Genomic DNA, 17,033 nt, shown 5'->3' on the forward strand with positions numbered 1-17,033 from the left:
GATCATGGCCGACGATGCCGAGCTCCGGCACCGGATCACCGAGCTGGTCGACGAGGAGCACCGCCTCGAGCGGGCCCATGTCGGCAAGGCCCTCGACGAGGAGGAGCAGTCCCGCCTCCGGCAGATCAACGTGGACCTGGACCGCTGCTGGGACCTGCTGCGCCAGCGGGACGCCCGCCGCGCCGCCGGTCTCGACCCGGACGAGGCGAGCACCCGCGCCGAGTCCGTCGTGGAGAACTACCGGCAGTGACGGCGGCGATCCGGCCGGTCTCGCGCGCGCTGCTGGCCACGCACCTGGCGGACCGGGTCGAACGGAAGTACGAGGAACGGCCGGGCCGGATCCGGCTCGCGATCGACGGGCCACCGCCGGCGGCCCCGGACGAGCTCGCGGCGGCCGTCGTCGAGGAGCTGCGGCTGCGCGGGCGGACGGCGCTGGCCGTGCGCGCCGCGGACTTCCTGCGCCCGGCGTCGGTGCGGCTCGAGTACGGCCACCACGACGAGGAGATGTTCCTCGACGGATGGCTCGACGAGGGCGCCCTGCGTCGCGAGGTCCTCGAGCCCGCCGGTACCCGCGTGCTGCCCCGGCTCTGGGACGCGGAGCGGGACCGCGCCTACCGCGAGGAGTACGTCGATCTGGGGGACTCCGGCGTCGTCGTCCTCTCCGGGGCCCTGCTGCTCGGCCGGGGCCTGCCGTTCGAGGTCGTGGCGCACCTGCACATGGGGCGCGCGGCGCTGGGCAGGCGCACGCGTGAGGACGAGCGGTGGACCCTGCCCGTGTTCGAGCGCTACGCCCGCGAGCGGAACCCGGAGGGCGAGGCGGACGTTCTGGTGATGGCCGATCATCCGGAGCGGCCGGCGATGCGGGGGTGAGGATGGTCGTTCACCGCACCCCGGGTGCAACTCGGCGAAAGAAGAAAGGCCCGCCGACGGCGGGCCTTCTGAGGATTGTGGGCGAGGAGGGAGTTGAACCCTCACGTCCTTTCGGACACACGGACCTGAACCGTGCGCGTCTGCCATTCCGCCACTCGCCCGAGCGACGGGAGGAAAGCTATCACGCACACTGATCACCCGATCCACGGGGGGTCGGAGTGCACGGAAGTGACCATCGGGGCCCGCGATCCGGCGCGCGCGGGCGGACGGTCACCGCACCACCGGGTCGGGTGTCACCGGGGCGCGGCGTAGCACGGATACGATCGGGAGCGCCGGTAACACGCCGACGCGGAGGAAAGGAAGATCGAGTGGGCCGTGTCGATCGCTTCGAACGCCGTCTCCAGGGGATGGTCGACGATGCCTTCGCGCGGGTCTTCGGAGGCAGTGTCGTTCCCCAGGAAGTCGCACAGGCGCTGCTCAGGGAAGCCGAAGACCATCTACGGCAGCTGGCGGGGGGCCGGGTGCTCGCACCCAACGCCTACACCGTCCAGCTCAGCCCCGCCGATCTGGACCGCATGGCGGGCGACCACGCGGAGGTCGTCGATTCGCTCTCCGCACACGTGGCCGCCCAACTCGCCGACCAGGGGTGGGACACCTATGGCGAGGTCGTAGTCTTCCTGGAGCGCTCCGAGGCGCTGCACACGGGACAGTTCCGCACCCGCTCGGCCGTGGATCCCGACGCTTCCCGTCGGTCCGCCACCCGGGCACGCAACGCAGGAGAAGCACCCATGAGCCAGCAACCGGGCCACCCCGAGGAGAACGGGCAGTACGGCTACGACCGTAGTGCCCCCTATGGTCAGCAGACCTACGCGCCGCCGGCCGACCAGCAGGGCCAGCCTGGCTACGGCCAGCAGGCCCCGCAGGGTCAGCAGGGCCAATACGGCCAGCAGGGCCAGTACGGCCAGCAGGGCGGCTACGACCAGCAGGGTGGCTACGGCGCCCAGCAGGGGTACGACCAGGGCTACGGGCAGCAGCAGTACGGCGGCCAGCAGCAGGGGTACGACCAGGGCTACCAGCAGGGTGGCTACGGCCAGCAGGGTCAGCAGGGCTACCAGCAGGGCGGCTACGAGCAGGGCTACGAGGGCGGCCAGCAGTACGGCGGCCAGCAGCAGGGCTACGGCGCGGCCCAGCCCGGCTACGGCCAGCAGGGCTACCAGCAGCCCGGCTACCAGCAGCCCGGTTACGACGGCTACGGCCAGCAGCAGCAGTACGACCAGGGCTACGACGGCGGCTACGACCAGCAGGGCTACGGCCAGCAGCAGGGTTGGGGCGGGCAGCAGCAGGGCGGCTGGGGACAGCAGGGCCAGGCCCTGCAGGCCTCGCTCACCCTCGACGACGGCTCGGGCCGCAACTACCCGCTGACCGAGGGCACGCACGTCATCGGCCGCGGCCAGGACTCGAACTTCCGGCTCCCGGACACCGGCGTCTCGCGCCGGCACCTGGAGATCAGCTGGGACGGCCACGGCGCCACGCTGTCGGACCTCGGCTCGACCAACGGCACCACGGTGAACGGCAACCCGGTGCAGCAGTGGCAGCTCAACGACGGTGACGTCATCCGGGTCGGCCACTCGAGCCTGGTGTTCCGCACCCAGGCCTGATCCGGCGGGAGGGCCACGGTCGAGGGGTCGGTACCCTGCACCGTCCCCTGGATCCGTCCTGCCCATCGGTTGAGATCGGAGTGCGCGGCGAGTGCCCGAATTGGTGCTGCAGCTGACCAGAGCGGGTTTCCTCGCCCTGCTCTGGCTGTTCGTGCTGGTCGCGTTACGGGTCGTGCGGTCGGACCTGTACGCCGCCTCCGGCCTCCGGGCGATCCTGCCCGGCGGTGGCCGGACGGCACGGCGCACGGGCCGCAGCCGCACCGCACGTCAGCTCCAGGTCACCCAGGGCCCGCTCGCGGGCACCCGGATCACCCTGGACTCCCGGCCGATCCTGATCGGCCGGGCGGACGACTCCACGCTCAAGCTCGACGACGACTACGCCTCGACCCGCCACGCGCGGATCAGCCAGCAGGGCGAGGAGTGGTACGTCGAGGACCTCGGGTCGACGAACGGCACCTACCTGGACCGGGCTAAGGTCACCGGACCCACCCGGGTGCCCCTGGGGGTCCCTGTCCGTATCGGCAAGACGGTGATCGAGCTGCGCTCATGACGCTGGTCCTGCGCTACTCCGCCCGCAGCGATCGCGGGCTCGTCCGGCAGAACAACCAGGACGCGGTCTACGCCGGCCCGCGGCTGCTGGCCCTGGCCGACGGGATGGGCGGGCACGCCGCCGGTGAGGTGGCCTCGTCCCTGGTCATCTCCGCCCTCGCCCCGCTGGACGAGGACCAACCCGGCGACGACCTGCTCGCCGAGCTGCGCGAGGCGACCTTCGAGGGCAACGCCGCCATCACGCGGCACGTCGCCGAGTCCCCCGACCTCGAGGGCATGGGCACCACGCTCACGGCGATCCTGTTCGCCGGCACCCGCCTCGGCATGGTCCACATCGGCGACTCGCGGGCCTACCAGCTGCGCGACGGCGACTTCAAGCAGATCACGAAGGACGACACGTTCGTCCAGTCGTTGATCGACGAGGGCCGGATCACCGAGGACGAGGCGCACACGCACCCGCAGCGCTCGCTGCTGCTGCGCGCCATCACCGGGGCGGACGTCGATCCCTCGCTGACCATCCGCGAGGCCCGCGCCGGGGACCGCTACCTGCTCTGCTCGGACGGGCTGTCGGGGCCGGTCAGCGACGAGACCCTGGCCGAGACGCTGCGCGGCTACACCGATCCCCGGGAGTGCGCGGACCGGCTGATCGAGCTCGCGCTGCGCGGCGGCGGCCCGGACAACATCACCTGCATCGTGGCGGACGTCCTCGACGTCGACTACGGGGACGACCGGCCGATCATCGGCGGCGCCGCCGGGGACGGCAGCGACGACGGGCTCTCCGGTCACGACACCGCCGCGTCGCGGGCCTCGGCGACCACGCTGCCGCGCGCGCTCCCCCGCCGGGTCGAGCCCGGCCAGGTCGAGCCGGCCGCCGCCGGGCGCCGGGACCGCCCGCACCGGCGCACCGCGGTCCGCGTGGCGATCGCCGTCGGCGTCGTCGCCGTGCTGCTCGTCGTCGGCGGGCTGCTGGCGCGCAGCTGGGTGCTGCAGCAGTACTACGTCGGTCTGGACGCCGAGCAGGTCGTGATCTACCAGGGCGTCCGCGGCAGCGTGCTGGGCGTACCGCTGCAGCAGGTCGCCGAACGCTCGGACATCAAGCTCTCGGACCTGCCCGAGGACGCGCGCAACAACCTGCGCAGCGGCTTCTCGGCCAGCAGCGGCATCGACGGCGCCCGCGGCACCGTCGAGCGGCTCGAGTCGCGGATGCTGCCGGTCTGCCCGACCGCGGCCTCCACGCCGGCCACCACCGCGCCCCCGGTCCCGACCGACCCGAACGCGCCGCCCGCGGACACCCAGCAGCCCGACTCGACGCCCCTGCCGAGCGCCACCCCCGTGCCGGGGACGACCTGCCGGCCGGCCGGCTGATGGCGGCCGGTCTCCCCAGCACGGCACCGCCCCGTCCGGACCCGGCACCGGCCGGGCGGGCCCCCGGCCTCCCGACCGGCCGCACGATCGAACTCCTGCTGCTCGTGTTCGCGGCGGTACTGGTCACCGGGGCGCTGGTGCTGGTGGAGGCCAACCAGGAGCAGGAGCTCACCACCTCGCTGCTCTACGTCGGCGCCGCGTACCTCGTGGTGCTCACGATCGCGCACCTCGCGGTGCGCCGGTTCGCGCCGTACGCGGACCCGCTGATCCTGCCCGCGGTCGCCCTGCTCAACGGGCTGGGCCTGGTGATGATCCACCGGCTCGACCTGGCGGACGCGGACCGGGCGGCCCTGCTCGGCAACGCCCCGCCGAGCGCGCTGATCGCCCGGCAGGTGGCGTGGACGGCGATCGGGCTGGCCCTGTTCATCGCGGTGCTGTGGGTGGTCAAGGACCACCGCACGCTCGCCCGCTACGCGTTCACCTGCGGTTTCGCCGGCCTGGTGCTGCTCGCCCTGCCCGGCCTGCTGCCGTCGTCGATCTCCGAGGTCAACGGCGCGAAGCTGTGGATCCGGGTGGGCGGCGTGGGCATCCAGCCCGGTGAGTTCGCCAAGATCCTGCTGATCATCTTCTTCGCCGCGTTCCTGGTGCAGAAACGGGACCTGTTCTCCACCGCGGGCCGGCGGTTCCTGGGCATGGAGCTGCCCCGCGCGCGCGACCTCGCGCCGCTGATCGTGGCCTGGGGGCTCTCGGTCGGCGTCCTCGTCGTGGAACGCGACCTGGGCACGTCGCTGCTGTTCTTCGGCATCCTGCTGGTGCTGCTCTACGCGGCCACCGAGCGCGTGTCCTGGATGCTCATCGGGCTGGCGTTCTTCGTCGTCGGCGCCGTGATCGCCTACCAGCTCTTCGGGCACGTGCAGGTGCGCGTGCAGATCTGGCTGGACCCCTTCGCGGACTACGACAACCGCGGCTACCAGCTCGCGCAGGCCCTGTTCGGGCTGGGCACCGGCGGCGTCGGCGGCACGGGACTGGGCGCGGGCCGCCCGGACCTGGTGCCCTTCGCCGAGAGCGACTTCATGTGGTCCTCGCTGGGCGAGGAGCTGGGCCTGATCGGGCTGGCCGCGATCCTGATCGTCTACCTGGTGCTGATCACCCGCGGCCTGCGCAGCGCGCTCGCGGTGCGGGACAGCTTCGGGAAGCTGCTGGCCACCGGGCTGTCGTTCGCGGTAGCGCTGCAGATCTTCGTGGTCATCGGCGGGGTCACCAAGCTCATCCCGCTCACCGGCCTGACGCTGCCGTTCCTGTCCTACGGCGGCTCGTCGCTCGTCGCGAACTACGCCCTGGTGGCGATGCTGCTGCGGATCTCCAACGCCGCGCGGGCGCCGCTGACCCGCCGCCCCGCCGCCCCGGCCGTCGCCATCGCGGACGCCGGCACCGAGCTCGTCGCGCGACCGGGGGCGGCGGACTCGTGAACACGCCCATCCGCCGTATCGCCATCGCCGTGATGGTGCTGATCCTGCTGCTGCTCGGGAACCTCACCTACGTGCAGGTCGTCAAGGCCGGGGACTACCGGGACGATCCGCGCAACCAGCGCGTCCTGCTCGCCGAGTACGCCCGCAAGCGCGGCCAGATCAGCGCGGACGGGCAGGTGCTCGCGCAGAGCGTCGAGACGGACGACCGGCTCAAGTACCAGCGCCAGTACGCCGACGGGCCCGTCTACTCGCCCCTGACCGGCTACTACTCGGTGATCTACAGCTCCAGCGGCATCGAGCGCTACGCCGATCCCGTGCTCAACGGCAGCGACGACCGGCTCTTCGCCCGCCGGCTCTCGGACCTGATCACCGGCCGGGACCCCAGCGGCGGCAACGTCGTCCTCACCATCAAGCCGTCGGTGCAGGAGAAGGCCTACCAGCAGATGACGGCGAAGGGGTACGAGGGCGCGGTGGTGGCCCTCGACCCGAAGACGGGCGCGATCCTCGCGATGGTCTCCACGCCGTCGTTCGACCCGAACCCGCTGGCCAGCCACAGCAGCTCCACCCAGCAGCAGGCCTGGAAGGCCGACAACGCGGCGAACCCGGCCACCCTGCCGAACCGGGCGATCGACCAGACCTTCCCCCCCGGCTCCACCTTCAAGCTGGTCGACACGGCGGCCGCGCTGCAGAACGGCTACACGCCGGACAGCCAGCTCACCGCGGCCCCGCGGATCACGCTGACCAACACGAACACCACGCTCGAGAACTACGCGGGCACCCAGTGCGGCACGGGGCAGACGGCGTCGCTGCGCGAGGCGCTCGCCCGCTCCTGCAACACCGCGTTCGCGCAGCTCGGCGGCGAGCTCGGGGCGGACAAGATCCGGGCCCAGGCGGACGCCTTCGGCATCGGGCGTTCGGACCTGACCATCCCGATGCCGGTCACCGCGTCGGCCGTGGGCGACATGCCGGACACGGCCGCGGCGCAGCAGTCCGCGATCGGGCAGCGGGACGTGCGGCTCACCCCGCTGCAGAACGCCATGATCGTCGCCTCCATCGCCAACGGCGGGCAGACCATGGCGCCGCACCTGGTCAAGGAGATCCAGGGCCCCGACCTGGACGTCATCGACACCACCGAGCCGGACCGGCTCGGCCGCTCGATGCCCGCCGGGGTGGCCGCCACGCTCACCGACCTCATGATCGGCTCCGAGAACCGCACGCAGGGCGGCGGCAAGATCACCGGTGTGCAGATCGCGTCGAAGACGGGCACCGCGGAGCACGGCACGGACCCGAAGAACACCCCTCCGCACGCCTGGTACGTCGCCTTCGCCCCGGCCAACGACCCGCAGGTCGCGGTGGCCGTGCTGGTGGAGAACGGCGGCGACCGCGCCCTGGAGGCGACCGGCGGCTCCGTCGCGGCGCCGATCGGGCGGGCCGTGATCGCGGAGGCGCTCCGGGGGGGCCAGTGAGTACCCCGCTGGACTCCTTCGCCGCCGGGCGGGTGATCGCGGAGCGGTACCGCCTCGAGCGCCGGATCGCCGTCGGCGGCATGGGTGAGGTGTGGGAGGCGCTCGACGAGCGGCTCGGCCGCAACGTCGCCCTCAAGGTCCTGCGCGCCGAGCTCTCGGACGACGACGAGTTCCTGCACCGTTTCCGCATCGAGGCCCGCACCGTCGCCTCGCTGAACCACTCGGGCGTCGCCTCCATCCACGACTACGGCGAGGACGACGCGGCGGACGACGGCCGCCGCCTCGCCTACCTCGTCATGGAGCTGGTCCGGGGCGAGCCGCTGTCCGCGGTGATCGCCCGTGGGCCGCTCGAGACGGCCGAGACGCTGCGGATCATGGAGCAGGCGTCGTACGCCCTTCATGCCGCGCACGAGCGCGGGTTCGTGCACCGGGACGTCAAGCCCGGCAACATCCTCATCCGCGTCGACGGCACGGTGAAGCTCACGGACTTCGGCATCGCCAAGGCCGCCAACGCCGTGCCGGTCACCCGCACCGGCATGGTCATGGGCACCGCCCACTACATCGCCCCGGAGCAGGCCAGCGGCGGCGAGGCCGGCCCCGAGGGGGACGTGTACTCGCTCGGCATCGTCGGCTACGAGTGCCTCGCGGGGCACCGGCCGTTCCGGGCCGACAACGCCGTCGCGGTCGCGATGATGCAGGTCAGGGACGCGCCCCCACCCCTGCCGGGCACGGTCGACGCGCGGGTGCGCCGGCTGATCGAGACGATCCTGGTCAAGGACCCGGACCGCCGCTACGCCGACGGCGCGGAGCTGGCCGCCGCGGTCGCCGCGATCCGCCGGGACGAGCCCCTGCCCACCCCGCGCCGGATGGCCGCGCAGGGCCTGTCGCTGGGCCCGGACCCGGGCGGTGCCACCGCCCGGGCGACGCCGGCCGCGGCGAGCCCGGAGGCGACCCCGGCCGAGGCGCCGACGACGCACCGGCGGCGGAGCAAGAAGGAGCGCCGCGCGGCGCGGAACAAGGCCTCCACCGCCCGGGCGGGATCGACCGACGTCGAGTCCGGGCCCTCGCCGGCCGCGGGACCGCCCGCAGACCGCAGCACCCCGTCGAGCACCCCGTCGAGCCTCGCCGCGGGCGGCCCGGGCGCGGCGAGCGCGGCCACGGGCAGCCCCGCGGGGACCCGTCCACCGGCAAACACGGAGCGGCCGGGAGGGACCCCCGCCCGGACGTCCGGCGGCACCGGCGGCTCCACGAGCGGCAGCGGTACCGCGCGCCCCGGCGCGGGCCGCGCCGGCGGTCCCGGCACGGGATCCGGGCCGATCCGCCCCCGGACCCCCGGCGGCGGGTCCGGCGCCGTCCGCCAGAGCGGCCCCGGACCGTCGTCCGACCCGATCCGGCCCGGCAGCCCCGGAACCGGCTCCGGGCCGATCCGTCCCGGCGCCTCCGGCCAGGCGCCCGCCCGTGCCCCCGGGACCGGGTCCCGACCCCCCGGAACCCCGGACGGCGGCTCCGACCCGTCCCGTCCGGGTGCGTCCGGCACCACGGGCGCGTCCCGGCCCGGCACCCCGGCCGCCGGAACCACCGGCGCCACCCGGCCGGGCACGGGCAGCACCGGTGCGGGCCAGGCCGGCTCCCGCGGCGGCGCGGCGCCCGTCCCCCAGCCGTTCGCCGGCATGCCCGGCAGCGGGGCACCCTCCTCCCGTTCGGGGTCCGATCCCCGCTCGGCCTCACGCGGAGGTTCCACCACCGCGTCCGCGGCCGGCCCCCGCGCGGTCCCGCCCCGCCCGCCGCTCCGTCCGGAGGCCCCGCCGGCCCCGCCGACCGAGCCGCTGCGGATCACCGCGCCCCGCCACAGCGGTCGCACGGGCACCGTGCTGCTCGTCGCGTTCGTGGTGCTCATCGTCGCCGCGGTGATCGTCGCCGCCCTCACCGTGCCCAAGCTGTTCGCCGCCGGACCGGAACCGGGCACGGGCCCCGGACCGGCCATGACCCGCTCGTTCGCGGCGCCGGGTAGCGTGACGGGCCGGGGGGTCGTCCGCACGCGACCGGCGGTGGACGAGGGCCCGACTGGCCCGAACGACGTCACGGCCGTGCCGATCGGCCCGAAGGAGGTCCGGTGAGCCCTCGCAGGCGCCTGCCCGGCGCAGGCCGGGCGTGGCCGCGACCCGGACCCGCCCCGGACCCCGGCATGATGAAGCCCACCCACGTCCCCCTCAGGAACCGGACCCGATGACCACCCCCAAGCTGCTCTCCGAGCGCTACCAGCTGGGCGACACGCTCGGCTACGGCGGCATGTCCGAGGTCCATTTCGGCACGGATACGCGCCTGAGCCGGGACGTCGCCATCAAGGTGCTGCGCGCGGACCTCGCCCGTGACCCCCAGTTCCAGCTCCGGTTCCGCCGCGAGGCGCAGAACGCGGCCGCGCTGAACCATCCCGCCATCGTCGCCGTGTACGACACCGGCGAGACCCAGAGCGAGTTCGGTCCGCTGCCGTACATCGTCATGGAGTTCGTCGACGGGCAGACGCTGCGGGAGATCGTCAAGACCACCGGGCCGCTGTCCCAGCAGCGCGTCATCGAGGTCATGGCGGACGTGTGCGCGGCGCTGGACTTCAGCCACCGCCACCACATCATCCACCGTGACGTGAAGCCCGCGAACATCATGATCACCACCGGTGGCGCGGTGAAGGTGATGGACTTCGGCATCGCCCGGGCGCTGGGCGAGGGCCAGAACGTCACGCAGACCGCCGCCGTCATCGGCACCGCGCAGTACCTCTCCCCCGAGCAGGCGCGCGGCGAGCAGGTCGACGCGCGCTCGGACGTCTACGCGGCCGGCTGCGTGCTCTTCGAGCTGCTCACCGGCGAGCCGCCGTTCACCGGGGACACCCCGGTGGCGGTCGCCTACCAGCACGTGCGGGAGGACCCGCGCCGCCCGTCGGACGTCAACCCGACGATCACGCCGGCGCTCGACGCCGTGATCCTCAAGGCGCTGTCGAAGAACCCCGTCAACCGGTACCAGTCCGCCGCCGAGATGCGGCAGGACCTCATCCGGGTGCGCAACGGGCAGCAGCCCCTCGCCCCGATGGTCATGGGCGAGGACGAGCGCACCGCGCTGCTCGCCGAGCAGACCGGCGCCACCCGCCGCATCTCCGGCGGTGGCCGGCACACCGCCCCTCCCCCGCACGAGCAGTGGGAGGACTACGAGGACGAGAAGCCCCGGCGCACCGGTCGGACGATCGCGATCGTCGCCGGGGTCGTCGCGGTGCTCGCGCTGCTGGGGTTCGTCGGCTACCAGATCTTCGGCGGCCCGGCCAAGCCCACGCAGGTCGCGGTGCCCGCCGTGACCGGCCAGGATCCGGACGCGGCGCGGGCCGCGATCACCGGCGCCGGGCTGCTCACGAACCTCAAGCAGGAGGCGTCGGACGTCACGCTGGCCGGCAAGGTCACCCGTACCGACCCGGGGGCGGGCGTGCAGGTCGCGCAGCGCACCACCGTCACGATCTTCGTCGGCACCGGGCCGGCCTCCGCCACGGTCCCGGCGCTCACCGGCAAGACCCCGGACGACGCGTCCACCCTGCTCCAGCAGCGCGGCCTCAAGCTGGGCGACCAGACCACGCAGGAGACCACGGACTCGACGCTCGTCGGCAAGGTCATCTCCTCGACCCCCGCCGCCGGGGTGGACGCGCCCGGCGGCAGCGCCGTCGCCGTCGTCATCGGCACCAAGGTGACGACGGTCGCGGTACCGGACGTCAGCGGCCAGCCGCAGGCCCAGGCCCAGCAGACCCTGCAGAACGCGGGCTTCACGTCGATCCAGGCCCAGCAGGTCGACGGCGGGGGCACGGCGGGCACCGTCGTGGGTACCAACCCCGCGGCGGGCAGCAAGATCTCGAAGGACACCACGATCACGCTGCAGGTGTCCAAGGGCAACCAGGTGCAGATGCCGAACGTCGTCGGCCAGTCCGTGTCCGACGCCGTGAGCCAGCTGCGCTCGGCCGGCATCCGCAGCTACCAGCTCCAGCAGCAGCAGGTGTCGGACAGCTCGCAGAACAACAAGGTCGTCTCCACCAACCCGGCCGCCGGGCAGAGCGTGGACCCGAACAACCCCGTGACGCTGGTGATCGGCCAGTCCAGCGTCTTCGGCGGCGGGAACGGCAATGGCAACGGCAACGGCGGCGGGAACGGCAGCGGCAACGGGAACGGCGGCAACTGACGATGCGCGTCCTGGTCGTCGACAACTACGACAGCTTCGTCTACAACCTCGTCCAGTACCTGGCCCAGCTGGGCGTCGAGACGGTCGTGCGGCGCAACGACGCCGTGGAGCTCGACGAGCTGGACGAGGTCGGTGCGGTGCTGGTCAGCCCCGGCCCCGGCGTGCCCGAGGAGGCCGGCCGCAGCATCGCGGTGATCGGCGCGGCGGGCGAGCGGAACATCCCGCTGCTCGGCGTCTGCCTCGGCCACCAGGCCATCGGCGTGGCGTGGGGCGCGATCGTCGAGCGGGCGCCCGAGCTGCTCCACGGCAAGACCTCGCTGGTCCACCACGAGGGCGTCGGCGTGCTGCGCGGGCTGCCGCAGCCCTTCACCGCCACCCGGTACCACTCGCTGTCCATCCGGCCGGACTCGCTACCGCCGGAGCTGGAGGTCACCGGGCGCACCGAGTCCGGGCTGATCATGGCGGTGCGGCACCGGGACCTGCCCCTCGAGGGCGTGCAGTTCCATCCCGAGTCGGTGCTCACCGAGGGCGGGCACCGGATGCTGGCGAACTGGCTGTCCTCGGCGGGCCACGAGGTGCCGGAGGAGATCGTCGCGCGGCTGGGCGCCGAGGTCGCGGCGCTCACCTCGCACACCTGAGCACGCCCGAGCGTGCCTGATCCGTCCCTTTCCGGCCCACCGATCCGGTTCGGGCGCGCCGCTCGTCACGCTCGTCGCTCGTGAGGGGCCCGGTTCGCGATACGGTGGTGTCCGAGTACGTCCGGTGCGCCTGGTGCCCGGATCCCCGCCGCCCTGACGAGGTTCCTCCGATGCCGAAGTCCAAGGTCCGCAAGAAGGCCGCCTACACCGCCCCGGTCAGCCGGCAGCCGGTCAAGGTGTCCGGGCCGACCCATCCCGCGTACGTGATCATCATGCTGGCCGTCGGCATCCTCGGGCTGGCCTGGTTGATCACGGACTACCTGGGCCGGGACGCCATCCCGTTCATGGGCACGCTGGGCGGTTTCAACTTCCTCATCGGCTTCGGCTTGATCGTCATCGCACTGCTGATGTCAATGCGTTGGCGCTAGTCGATCTTCACATCACTCAGCGTAATCCAGGGGAAACGTTCGTGATCATCACCCTGAGCAGCCAAAACTACACGGGTGTGATTCATCCCCAGTGTGGATAAACACTGTGGACAACTGGCGTGATCACAGTGGGTGAGCAGCGGTGGAGCCCGGCACCGGGACTGGTGGTCCTGGCGTGGCTGGGCACCGCGGGCGCCCTCGCGTGGTTCGTCGTCCTCCTTCTGGGGGCGGCGGACCCGGCCGGGCAGCTGTTCGCGGCCGTCGTCACCCTGGGTCTGGGCGTGGCCGCCCTCTTCGGCACCGTGGCCCGTCCCAGGCTCGCCCTGCACGGGCACGGCCTCGAGATCCGGGGGCTCACGGGCCGGCGGCACGTGGACTGGCCGGCGGTGCAGAACGTGCGCGTGCTGCGCACCCGCCGCTTCGGCCGGGAGACCTCGCTCCTGGAGCTGGACCTGCTGATCGGCGGCGAGGAGCGCCTCGTCGTCCTCGGCCGCCTCGACCTCGCCGCGGACCCCGAGGACGTCGCCGACGCCGTCCGCCCCTACCTCCCCACCCGCTGACCCACGCCCCCCACACCCAACCCCCGCGAGTCGGCACTTTCGGGAGGCCGTAGGTGACGTTCGCGCGCGCCGTGAGCGTGCGACTCACCCTCCGAGAAGTGCCGACTCGCGGGTGGGGGGTCACCCGGGTGGCGCAGGAAGGGTGACGCGGGGCGAGGGCGGCCGGGCGATCACCCACGGTCGGAGGATCGCCCGAAGGGCGTCGCGCTTCCTACGCTCGACGGGCCGACGAGAAGAGGAGATCACCATGATCGCCAGGACGCCGATGCGCGGAACCGACGGCTGCTCCACCGGCTGCGGGTGCAGCAAGCCGGAGTAGCCCCACCCGGCCGGGGACCGACGTCGTTCCCCGGCCTGCTCAGGCGGGCCGTCAGGCCACGACGGCCGCCCGGCCGACGATGACCGACAGCACCACGATCGTGAGGACGGCGATCGCGCCGACCTGCATCAGCGTGCGGTTGCGCACGTTGGGGGCATGGACGATCGCGGCCGTGGCCAGCCCGCCGACCACCAGCCCGCCGAGGTGCCCGGCGACGGACAGCGAGCTCCCCGGGATGAACCCGATGGCGAGGTTGATCGCGATGAGCGTGACGACCTGCTGGGTCGGCACGCGCAGCCGCCGCGCGACCACGAAGTAGCCGCCCATCAGGCCGAAGACCGCCCCCGAGGCGCCGGCCGTGGCCGTGTTCGGGGCGGTGAAGACGAGGACGGACGCGGAGCCGCCGAGCAGCGCCACGAGGTACACGGCGAGGAACCGACCGCGCCCCAGTACCAGCTCCAGGTCCCGCCCGATGATCCACAGGGCGAACATGTTGAACGCCAGGTGCAGCGGCCCGTAGTGCAGGAAACCCGAGGTCAGCGGTGTCCACCAGTCGGTGTCGACCCGGCCGGGGACCAGTACCCACTCCCGGAAGAGCGCCGCGCGGTCGTTGCTGCCGATGCTGCGCGCCTGCGCCGCCGTGAACACGAACAGCGCGATGTTGAGCGCCATCAACACCGGGACGACCAGTGGTTTCCCGCCGGGCGGTGCGCCGGCGACGGTCGTGGCCCGCCGGGATCCGCGCGAGCCCTCCCGCACGCAGTCGACGCACTGCTGCCCGACGGAGGCGTCCCGCAGGCACTCGACGCACGCGGGCCTGCCGCACCGGGTGCAGCTCAGCCCCGTGGGCCGGTCGGGGTGCCGGGCACATGCCGGCAACCCGACCGGACCGGCGGGACCTGTCACGTGTCCTACTCCGCGATGTCGATGTGCTGGATCACGACGTCGGTCTGGGGGCGGTCGCCCCGGTCCGTCGTGGTGGCGGCGATCGCGTCGACGACGGCGCGGGACTCGGCGTCCGCGACCTCACCGAAGATCGTGTGGCGGCGGTTGAGGTGCGGGGTCGGGCCCACGGTGATGAAGAACTGCGAGCCGTTGGTGCCGGGCCCGGCGTTCGCCATCGCGAGCAGGTAGGGGCGGTCGAACTTCAGCTCGGGGTGGAACTCGTCCCCGAACTGGTAGCCCGGGCCGCCGCGGCCGGTGCCGGTCGGGTCCCCGCCCTGGATCATGAAGCCGCTGATCACGCGGTGGAAGATGGAGCCGTCGTAGAACGGCCCGCTGGTCCCGCCCGCGGCGTTGGGCTGGGTGTAGGCCTTCGACCCGGTCGCGAGACCGGCGAAGTTCTCCACCGTCTTGGGGGCGTGGTCCGGGAAGAGCGTGATCCGGATGTCGCCCTCGGAGGTCCGCAGCGTCGCGGTCTGCTTCGAGTTGCCTGGTGCAGTCACGCGGTCCATCGTGCCAGGGTCGGAAGTGGACGCGACCGGAGCACCGATCGCGACACCACCGAGAACCCCGGAGGCAGCATGAGCGCGCCCACCATCGACACCACGCGGGAGGCGCTCGTCCGCGCTCGCGAGCACGCGGGGGCGACCCTGCACTCGCTGGGTGAGGCGGTCGAGGAGTTCGCGCACGAGGCCGTCGAGAAGCTCGAGGAGGCCCTCCCGGTGCTCGCCGAGAAGGCCGGTGAGAAGGCCGCCGAGCTGGGCGAGAAGGCCGGTGAGCTGGCCGGCACCGCCCGGGAGCTGCTGGAGGAGTCCGGCGGGAAGCTCGACGAGGGCGTCCTCGCGGCGCGCCGCGAGCTCGCCCAGCGCATCGACCCGGGCCCGCCGCAGCGGCGCTGGCTGTGGATCGTGGCGGTCGTCGTCCTCACGGCCGGGTCCGCCGCCGTCTGGTATCTGCTGTCGCGGCGGCCCCAGGCGGTCGAGGGCACCGAGCCCCCGCCGCGCACCCCGCCGGGTGACCTCGACCTGAAGGCCGAGACCCCGGCCCACGCCACCCGCAACGGCAAGTCCTGAGTCGTGGACGAGCTCGGTCGCTCTCGCGGCCGAGCTCACCCATCCCGCCGGCGACCGTCCCCCTGACCACTCACAGGGTGTCGGTCAGGAAGGCGGTCACGGCGCGGTCGTAGCGCTCGGGGTCGGCGTTCCAGGAGCCCGTGTGCTCCACGCCGTCGACCTCGAGCAGCCGCACCGGCCAGTCGAGGTCGCGGCTGCGCGCCGCGAGCGTGCGGGCCGTCCCGATCGGCACCGCCGTGTCCGGGACGCTGTGGATCACCAGGGTCGGTGGGCGCCGGGCCGGCGGGTGGCGGACCAGGTCGAAGTGGTCGAAGTCGATGCCGATCCGCCGCCGCGCCGACACCTCGGCGATCGGCACCAGGGCGGGCGGGAGCAGGCGGTTGCGGGCCTGGCGGCGCAGCGTGGCGCGCCAGTCGAGCAGCGGCGCGTCCCACACCACGGCGTCGACGAGGTCGGCGGCGGGCGAGCGGTCCAGGAACGCCCCGCTGATCGCGGCTCCCATGGACCAGCCGACCAGCACGATCCGCCGGGCCCCGCGCCCGCGGGCGTACCCGACGGCGGCCTCGAGGTCCTCCCACTCGGTGTCGCCGAGGTGGAAGGCGCCGTCCGGGCTGGGCGGGGCCTCGTCGTCGTTGCGGTAGCTGATCACCAGCGTGGGCAGGCCGAGCGCGTGCAGCGTGGGCAGGATCCGCAGCGCCTCGCGCCGCCGCCCGCCCCGCCCGTGCACCGCGATCGCCCAGACGTCCCGTTCGGCGGGGATCTCCCAGGCCGGGGCGGGCCCGAGCGGGGTGTCGACCGTGACCTCGGTGAACTCCAGTCCGCGGGCCCCGGGATCGGGGTCGTAGGGCCCGGCGTCGACCACCGCGGGGCCGACGGGCGGGACCGGCCCGGAGAGCAGCCGGCGGCGCACCCCGTGCCGGTCGTCCCGCAGGATGTCCCCGACGACGGCGAGACCTTCGGAGGCGGAGCCGACCATCGGCACGGAGGCGGAGCCGACCATAGGTACGCCGGCCGAGCCGACCACCGGCACGCCGGCCGAGTCGGCCGGCGGCGCGGTCCAGCGCAGCCCCCACACCCCCGGCTGCCGCACCAGCCTGCTCGTCGCCAGCGTCACGGTCCCGTCGCCCACCCCGAGCACCCGCTCCGGGTAGGCGACGACGCGGGTGGGGTCCAGCAGGACCGTCGCGTAGTACCGCCCGATCGCGACCGCCCCGCCCGCCAGTCCCGCCCCGAGCCCCGCTCCGAGCGCACCGGCCGCCGTCTTTCCTCGCACGGCCGCATCATCGGCCACCACGACCCCCCGGGTCGACCCGGGACCCCGGGGGCCCGGCCGGACCCGAGGGTCTCGTGACGGGACCGAGATCGTGCACTCGTCAAGCACCGCCCCGTCCCCCGACCCGGTGATGCCTGTGTGACCTGCGTCTTCCTTCCCACCGGTTCGAGTGAAGCGGGCGCTTCGGCCACAACCCGGTAACGACGGGGTCGTTGGG

The 17,033-nt window shown here is 73.4% G+C and carries 16 protein-coding genes, 1 tRNA gene and 1 pseudogene; 13 read left to right on the top strand and 5 right to left on the bottom strand.

What is annotated here, in order from left to right:
- Positions 1-4 precede the first annotated feature (4 nt).
- Both ABD324_RS31245 and ABD324_RS31250 read left to right on the top strand, forming a co-directional pair.
- Positions 5-250, top strand: a complete 246-nt coding sequence (locus ABD324_RS31245; RefSeq protein WP_344425351.1) for a DUF2630 family protein — start codon at positions 5-7, stop codon at positions 248-250.
- Positions 247-870, top strand: a complete 624-nt coding sequence (locus ABD324_RS31250) for a nucleoside/nucleotide kinase family protein (RefSeq protein WP_344425354.1) — start codon at positions 247-249, stop codon at positions 868-870. The genes ABD324_RS31245 and ABD324_RS31250 overlap by 4 nt, the downstream gene beginning before the upstream one ends.
- Positions 871-948: 78 nt before the next feature.
- On the opposite strand, the gene ABD324_RS31255 is transcribed toward ABD324_RS31250, so the two are convergent.
- Together ABD324_RS31255 and ABD324_RS31260 are read right to left on the bottom strand one after the other, a co-directional pair.
- Positions 949-1,031: transfer RNA gene (locus tag ABD324_RS31255), tRNA-Leu, on the bottom strand.
- A gap of 132 nt (positions 1,032-1,163) precedes the next feature.
- Positions 1,164-1,367: a hypothetical protein gene (locus ABD324_RS31260; RefSeq protein ID WP_344425536.1), complete on the bottom strand. Its 204-nt coding sequence runs from the start codon at positions 1,365-1,367 to the stop codon at positions 1,164-1,166.
- Here ABD324_RS31260 and ABD324_RS31265 point away from each other — a divergent pair.
- From ABD324_RS31265 to ABD324_RS31310, 10 genes and pseudogenes are all read left to right on the top strand, one after another.
- The gene (locus ABD324_RS31265) at positions 1,278-2,528 is read left to right on the top strand and encodes an FHA domain-containing protein (RefSeq protein WP_344425527.1); all 1,251 of its coding nucleotides are present in this window, start codon (positions 1,278-1,280) and stop codon (positions 2,526-2,528) included. The genes ABD324_RS31260 and ABD324_RS31265 overlap by 90 nt on opposite strands.
- 91 nt (positions 2,529-2,619) lie before the next feature.
- On the top strand, positions 2,620-3,078 hold the full coding sequence (locus tag ABD324_RS31270) for an FHA domain-containing protein FhaB/FipA (protein ID WP_344425356.1): 459 nt from the start codon (positions 2,620-2,622) through the stop codon (positions 3,076-3,078).
- Positions 3,075-4,442, top strand: a complete 1,368-nt coding sequence (locus ABD324_RS31275) for a PP2C family protein-serine/threonine phosphatase (RefSeq protein ID WP_344425359.1) — start codon at positions 3,075-3,077, stop codon at positions 4,440-4,442. The genes ABD324_RS31270 and ABD324_RS31275 overlap by 4 nt, the downstream gene beginning before the upstream one ends.
- Complete coding sequence (locus ABD324_RS31280; protein WP_344425362.1) at positions 4,442-5,911, top strand: FtsW/RodA/SpoVE family cell cycle protein; 1,470 nt, start codon at positions 4,442-4,444, stop codon at positions 5,909-5,911. The genes ABD324_RS31275 and ABD324_RS31280 overlap by 1 nt, the downstream gene beginning before the upstream one ends.
- Positions 5,908-7,377, top strand: coding sequence for a peptidoglycan D,D-transpeptidase FtsI family protein (locus ABD324_RS31285; protein WP_344425365.1), 1,470 nt, complete (start codon positions 5,908-5,910; stop codon positions 7,375-7,377). The genes ABD324_RS31280 and ABD324_RS31285 overlap by 4 nt, the downstream gene beginning before the upstream one ends.
- 8 nt (positions 7,378-7,385) lie before the next feature.
- Positions 7,386-8,348: pseudogene (locus tag ABD324_RS31290) on the top strand (protein kinase domain-containing protein); the annotation flags it as partial.
- Between the two features lie 1,255 nt (positions 8,349-9,603).
- Positions 9,604-11,583: a Stk1 family PASTA domain-containing Ser/Thr kinase gene (gene pknB, locus ABD324_RS31295; RefSeq protein ID WP_344425368.1), complete on the top strand. Its 1,980-nt coding sequence runs from the start codon at positions 9,604-9,606 to the stop codon at positions 11,581-11,583.
- Positions 11,584-11,585: 2 nt separating this feature from the next.
- A complete protein-coding gene (locus tag ABD324_RS31300; protein WP_344425371.1) occupies positions 11,586-12,221 on the top strand; it encodes an aminodeoxychorismate/anthranilate synthase component II in 636 nt (211 codons plus the stop codon).
- Between the two features lie 170 nt (positions 12,222-12,391).
- Positions 12,392-12,649: a cell division protein CrgA gene (locus ABD324_RS31305; protein WP_344425373.1), complete on the top strand. Its 258-nt coding sequence runs from the start codon at positions 12,392-12,394 to the stop codon at positions 12,647-12,649.
- Between the two features lie 119 nt (positions 12,650-12,768).
- A complete protein-coding gene (locus tag ABD324_RS31310; protein ID WP_344425376.1) occupies positions 12,769-13,209 on the top strand; it encodes a PH domain-containing protein in 441 nt (146 codons plus the stop codon).
- A gap of 370 nt (positions 13,210-13,579) precedes the next feature.
- Here ABD324_RS31310 and ABD324_RS31315 read toward each other — a convergent pair whose 3' ends face one another.
- Both ABD324_RS31315 and ABD324_RS31320 read right to left on the bottom strand, forming a co-directional pair.
- Positions 13,580-14,434: a rhomboid family intramembrane serine protease gene (locus ABD324_RS31315; protein ID WP_344425379.1), complete on the bottom strand. Its 855-nt coding sequence runs from the start codon at positions 14,432-14,434 to the stop codon at positions 13,580-13,582.
- A gap of 5 nt (positions 14,435-14,439) precedes the next feature.
- A complete protein-coding gene (locus tag ABD324_RS31320) occupies positions 14,440-14,982 on the bottom strand; it encodes a peptidylprolyl isomerase (protein ID WP_344425382.1) in 543 nt (180 codons plus the stop codon).
- A gap of 69 nt (positions 14,983-15,051) precedes the next feature.
- Here ABD324_RS31320 and ABD324_RS31325 point away from each other — a divergent pair, with 69 nt between their 5' ends.
- Positions 15,052-15,543, top strand: a complete 492-nt coding sequence (locus tag ABD324_RS31325; protein WP_344425385.1) for a hypothetical protein — start codon at positions 15,052-15,054, stop codon at positions 15,541-15,543.
- A 70-nt stretch (positions 15,544-15,613) separates the two neighbouring features.
- On the opposite strand, the gene ABD324_RS31330 is transcribed toward ABD324_RS31325, so the two are convergent.
- Complete coding sequence (locus ABD324_RS31330) at positions 15,614-16,816, bottom strand: alpha/beta hydrolase family protein (RefSeq protein ID WP_344425387.1); 1,203 nt, start codon at positions 16,814-16,816, stop codon at positions 15,614-15,616.
- Positions 16,817-17,033: the final 217 nt, after the last annotated feature.

The organism is Pseudonocardia ailaonensis (genome assembly GCF_039531635.1).
GTDB classification, from domain to species: domain Bacteria; phylum Actinomycetota; class Actinomycetes; order Mycobacteriales; family Pseudonocardiaceae; genus Pseudonocardia; species Pseudonocardia ailaonensis.

Bases quoted from the DNA above. Each gene is read 5' to 3' on its own strand.
- ABD324_RS31245 (WP_344425351.1), top strand. From the start codon at position 5: ATGGCCGACGATGCCGAGCTCCGGCACCGGATCACCGAGCTGGTCGAC.
- ABD324_RS31265 (WP_344425527.1), top strand. From the start codon at position 1,278: ATGGTCGACGATGCCTTCGCGCGGGTCTTCGGAGGCAGTGTCGTTCCC.
- ABD324_RS31260 (WP_344425536.1), bottom strand. From the start codon at position 1,367: ATGGTCTTCGGCTTCCCTGAGCAGCGCCTGTGCGACTTCCTGGGGAAC.
- ABD324_RS31275 (WP_344425359.1), top strand. From the start codon at position 3,075: ATGACGCTGGTCCTGCGCTACTCCGCCCGCAGCGATCGCGGGCTCGTC.
- ABD324_RS31280 (WP_344425362.1), top strand. From the start codon at position 4,442: ATGGCGGCCGGTCTCCCCAGCACGGCACCGCCCCGTCCGGACCCGGCA.
- pknB (WP_344425368.1), top strand. From the start codon at position 9,604: ATGACCACCCCCAAGCTGCTCTCCGAGCGCTACCAGCTGGGCGACACG.
- ABD324_RS31300 (WP_344425371.1), top strand. From the start codon at position 11,586: ATGCGCGTCCTGGTCGTCGACAACTACGACAGCTTCGTCTACAACCTC.
- ABD324_RS31305 (WP_344425373.1), top strand. From the start codon at position 12,392: ATGCCGAAGTCCAAGGTCCGCAAGAAGGCCGCCTACACCGCCCCGGTC.
- ABD324_RS31320 (WP_344425382.1), bottom strand. From the start codon at position 14,982: ATGGACCGCGTGACTGCACCAGGCAACTCGAAGCAGACCGCGACGCTG.
- ABD324_RS31325 (WP_344425385.1), top strand. From the start codon at position 15,052: ATGAGCGCGCCCACCATCGACACCACGCGGGAGGCGCTCGTCCGCGCT.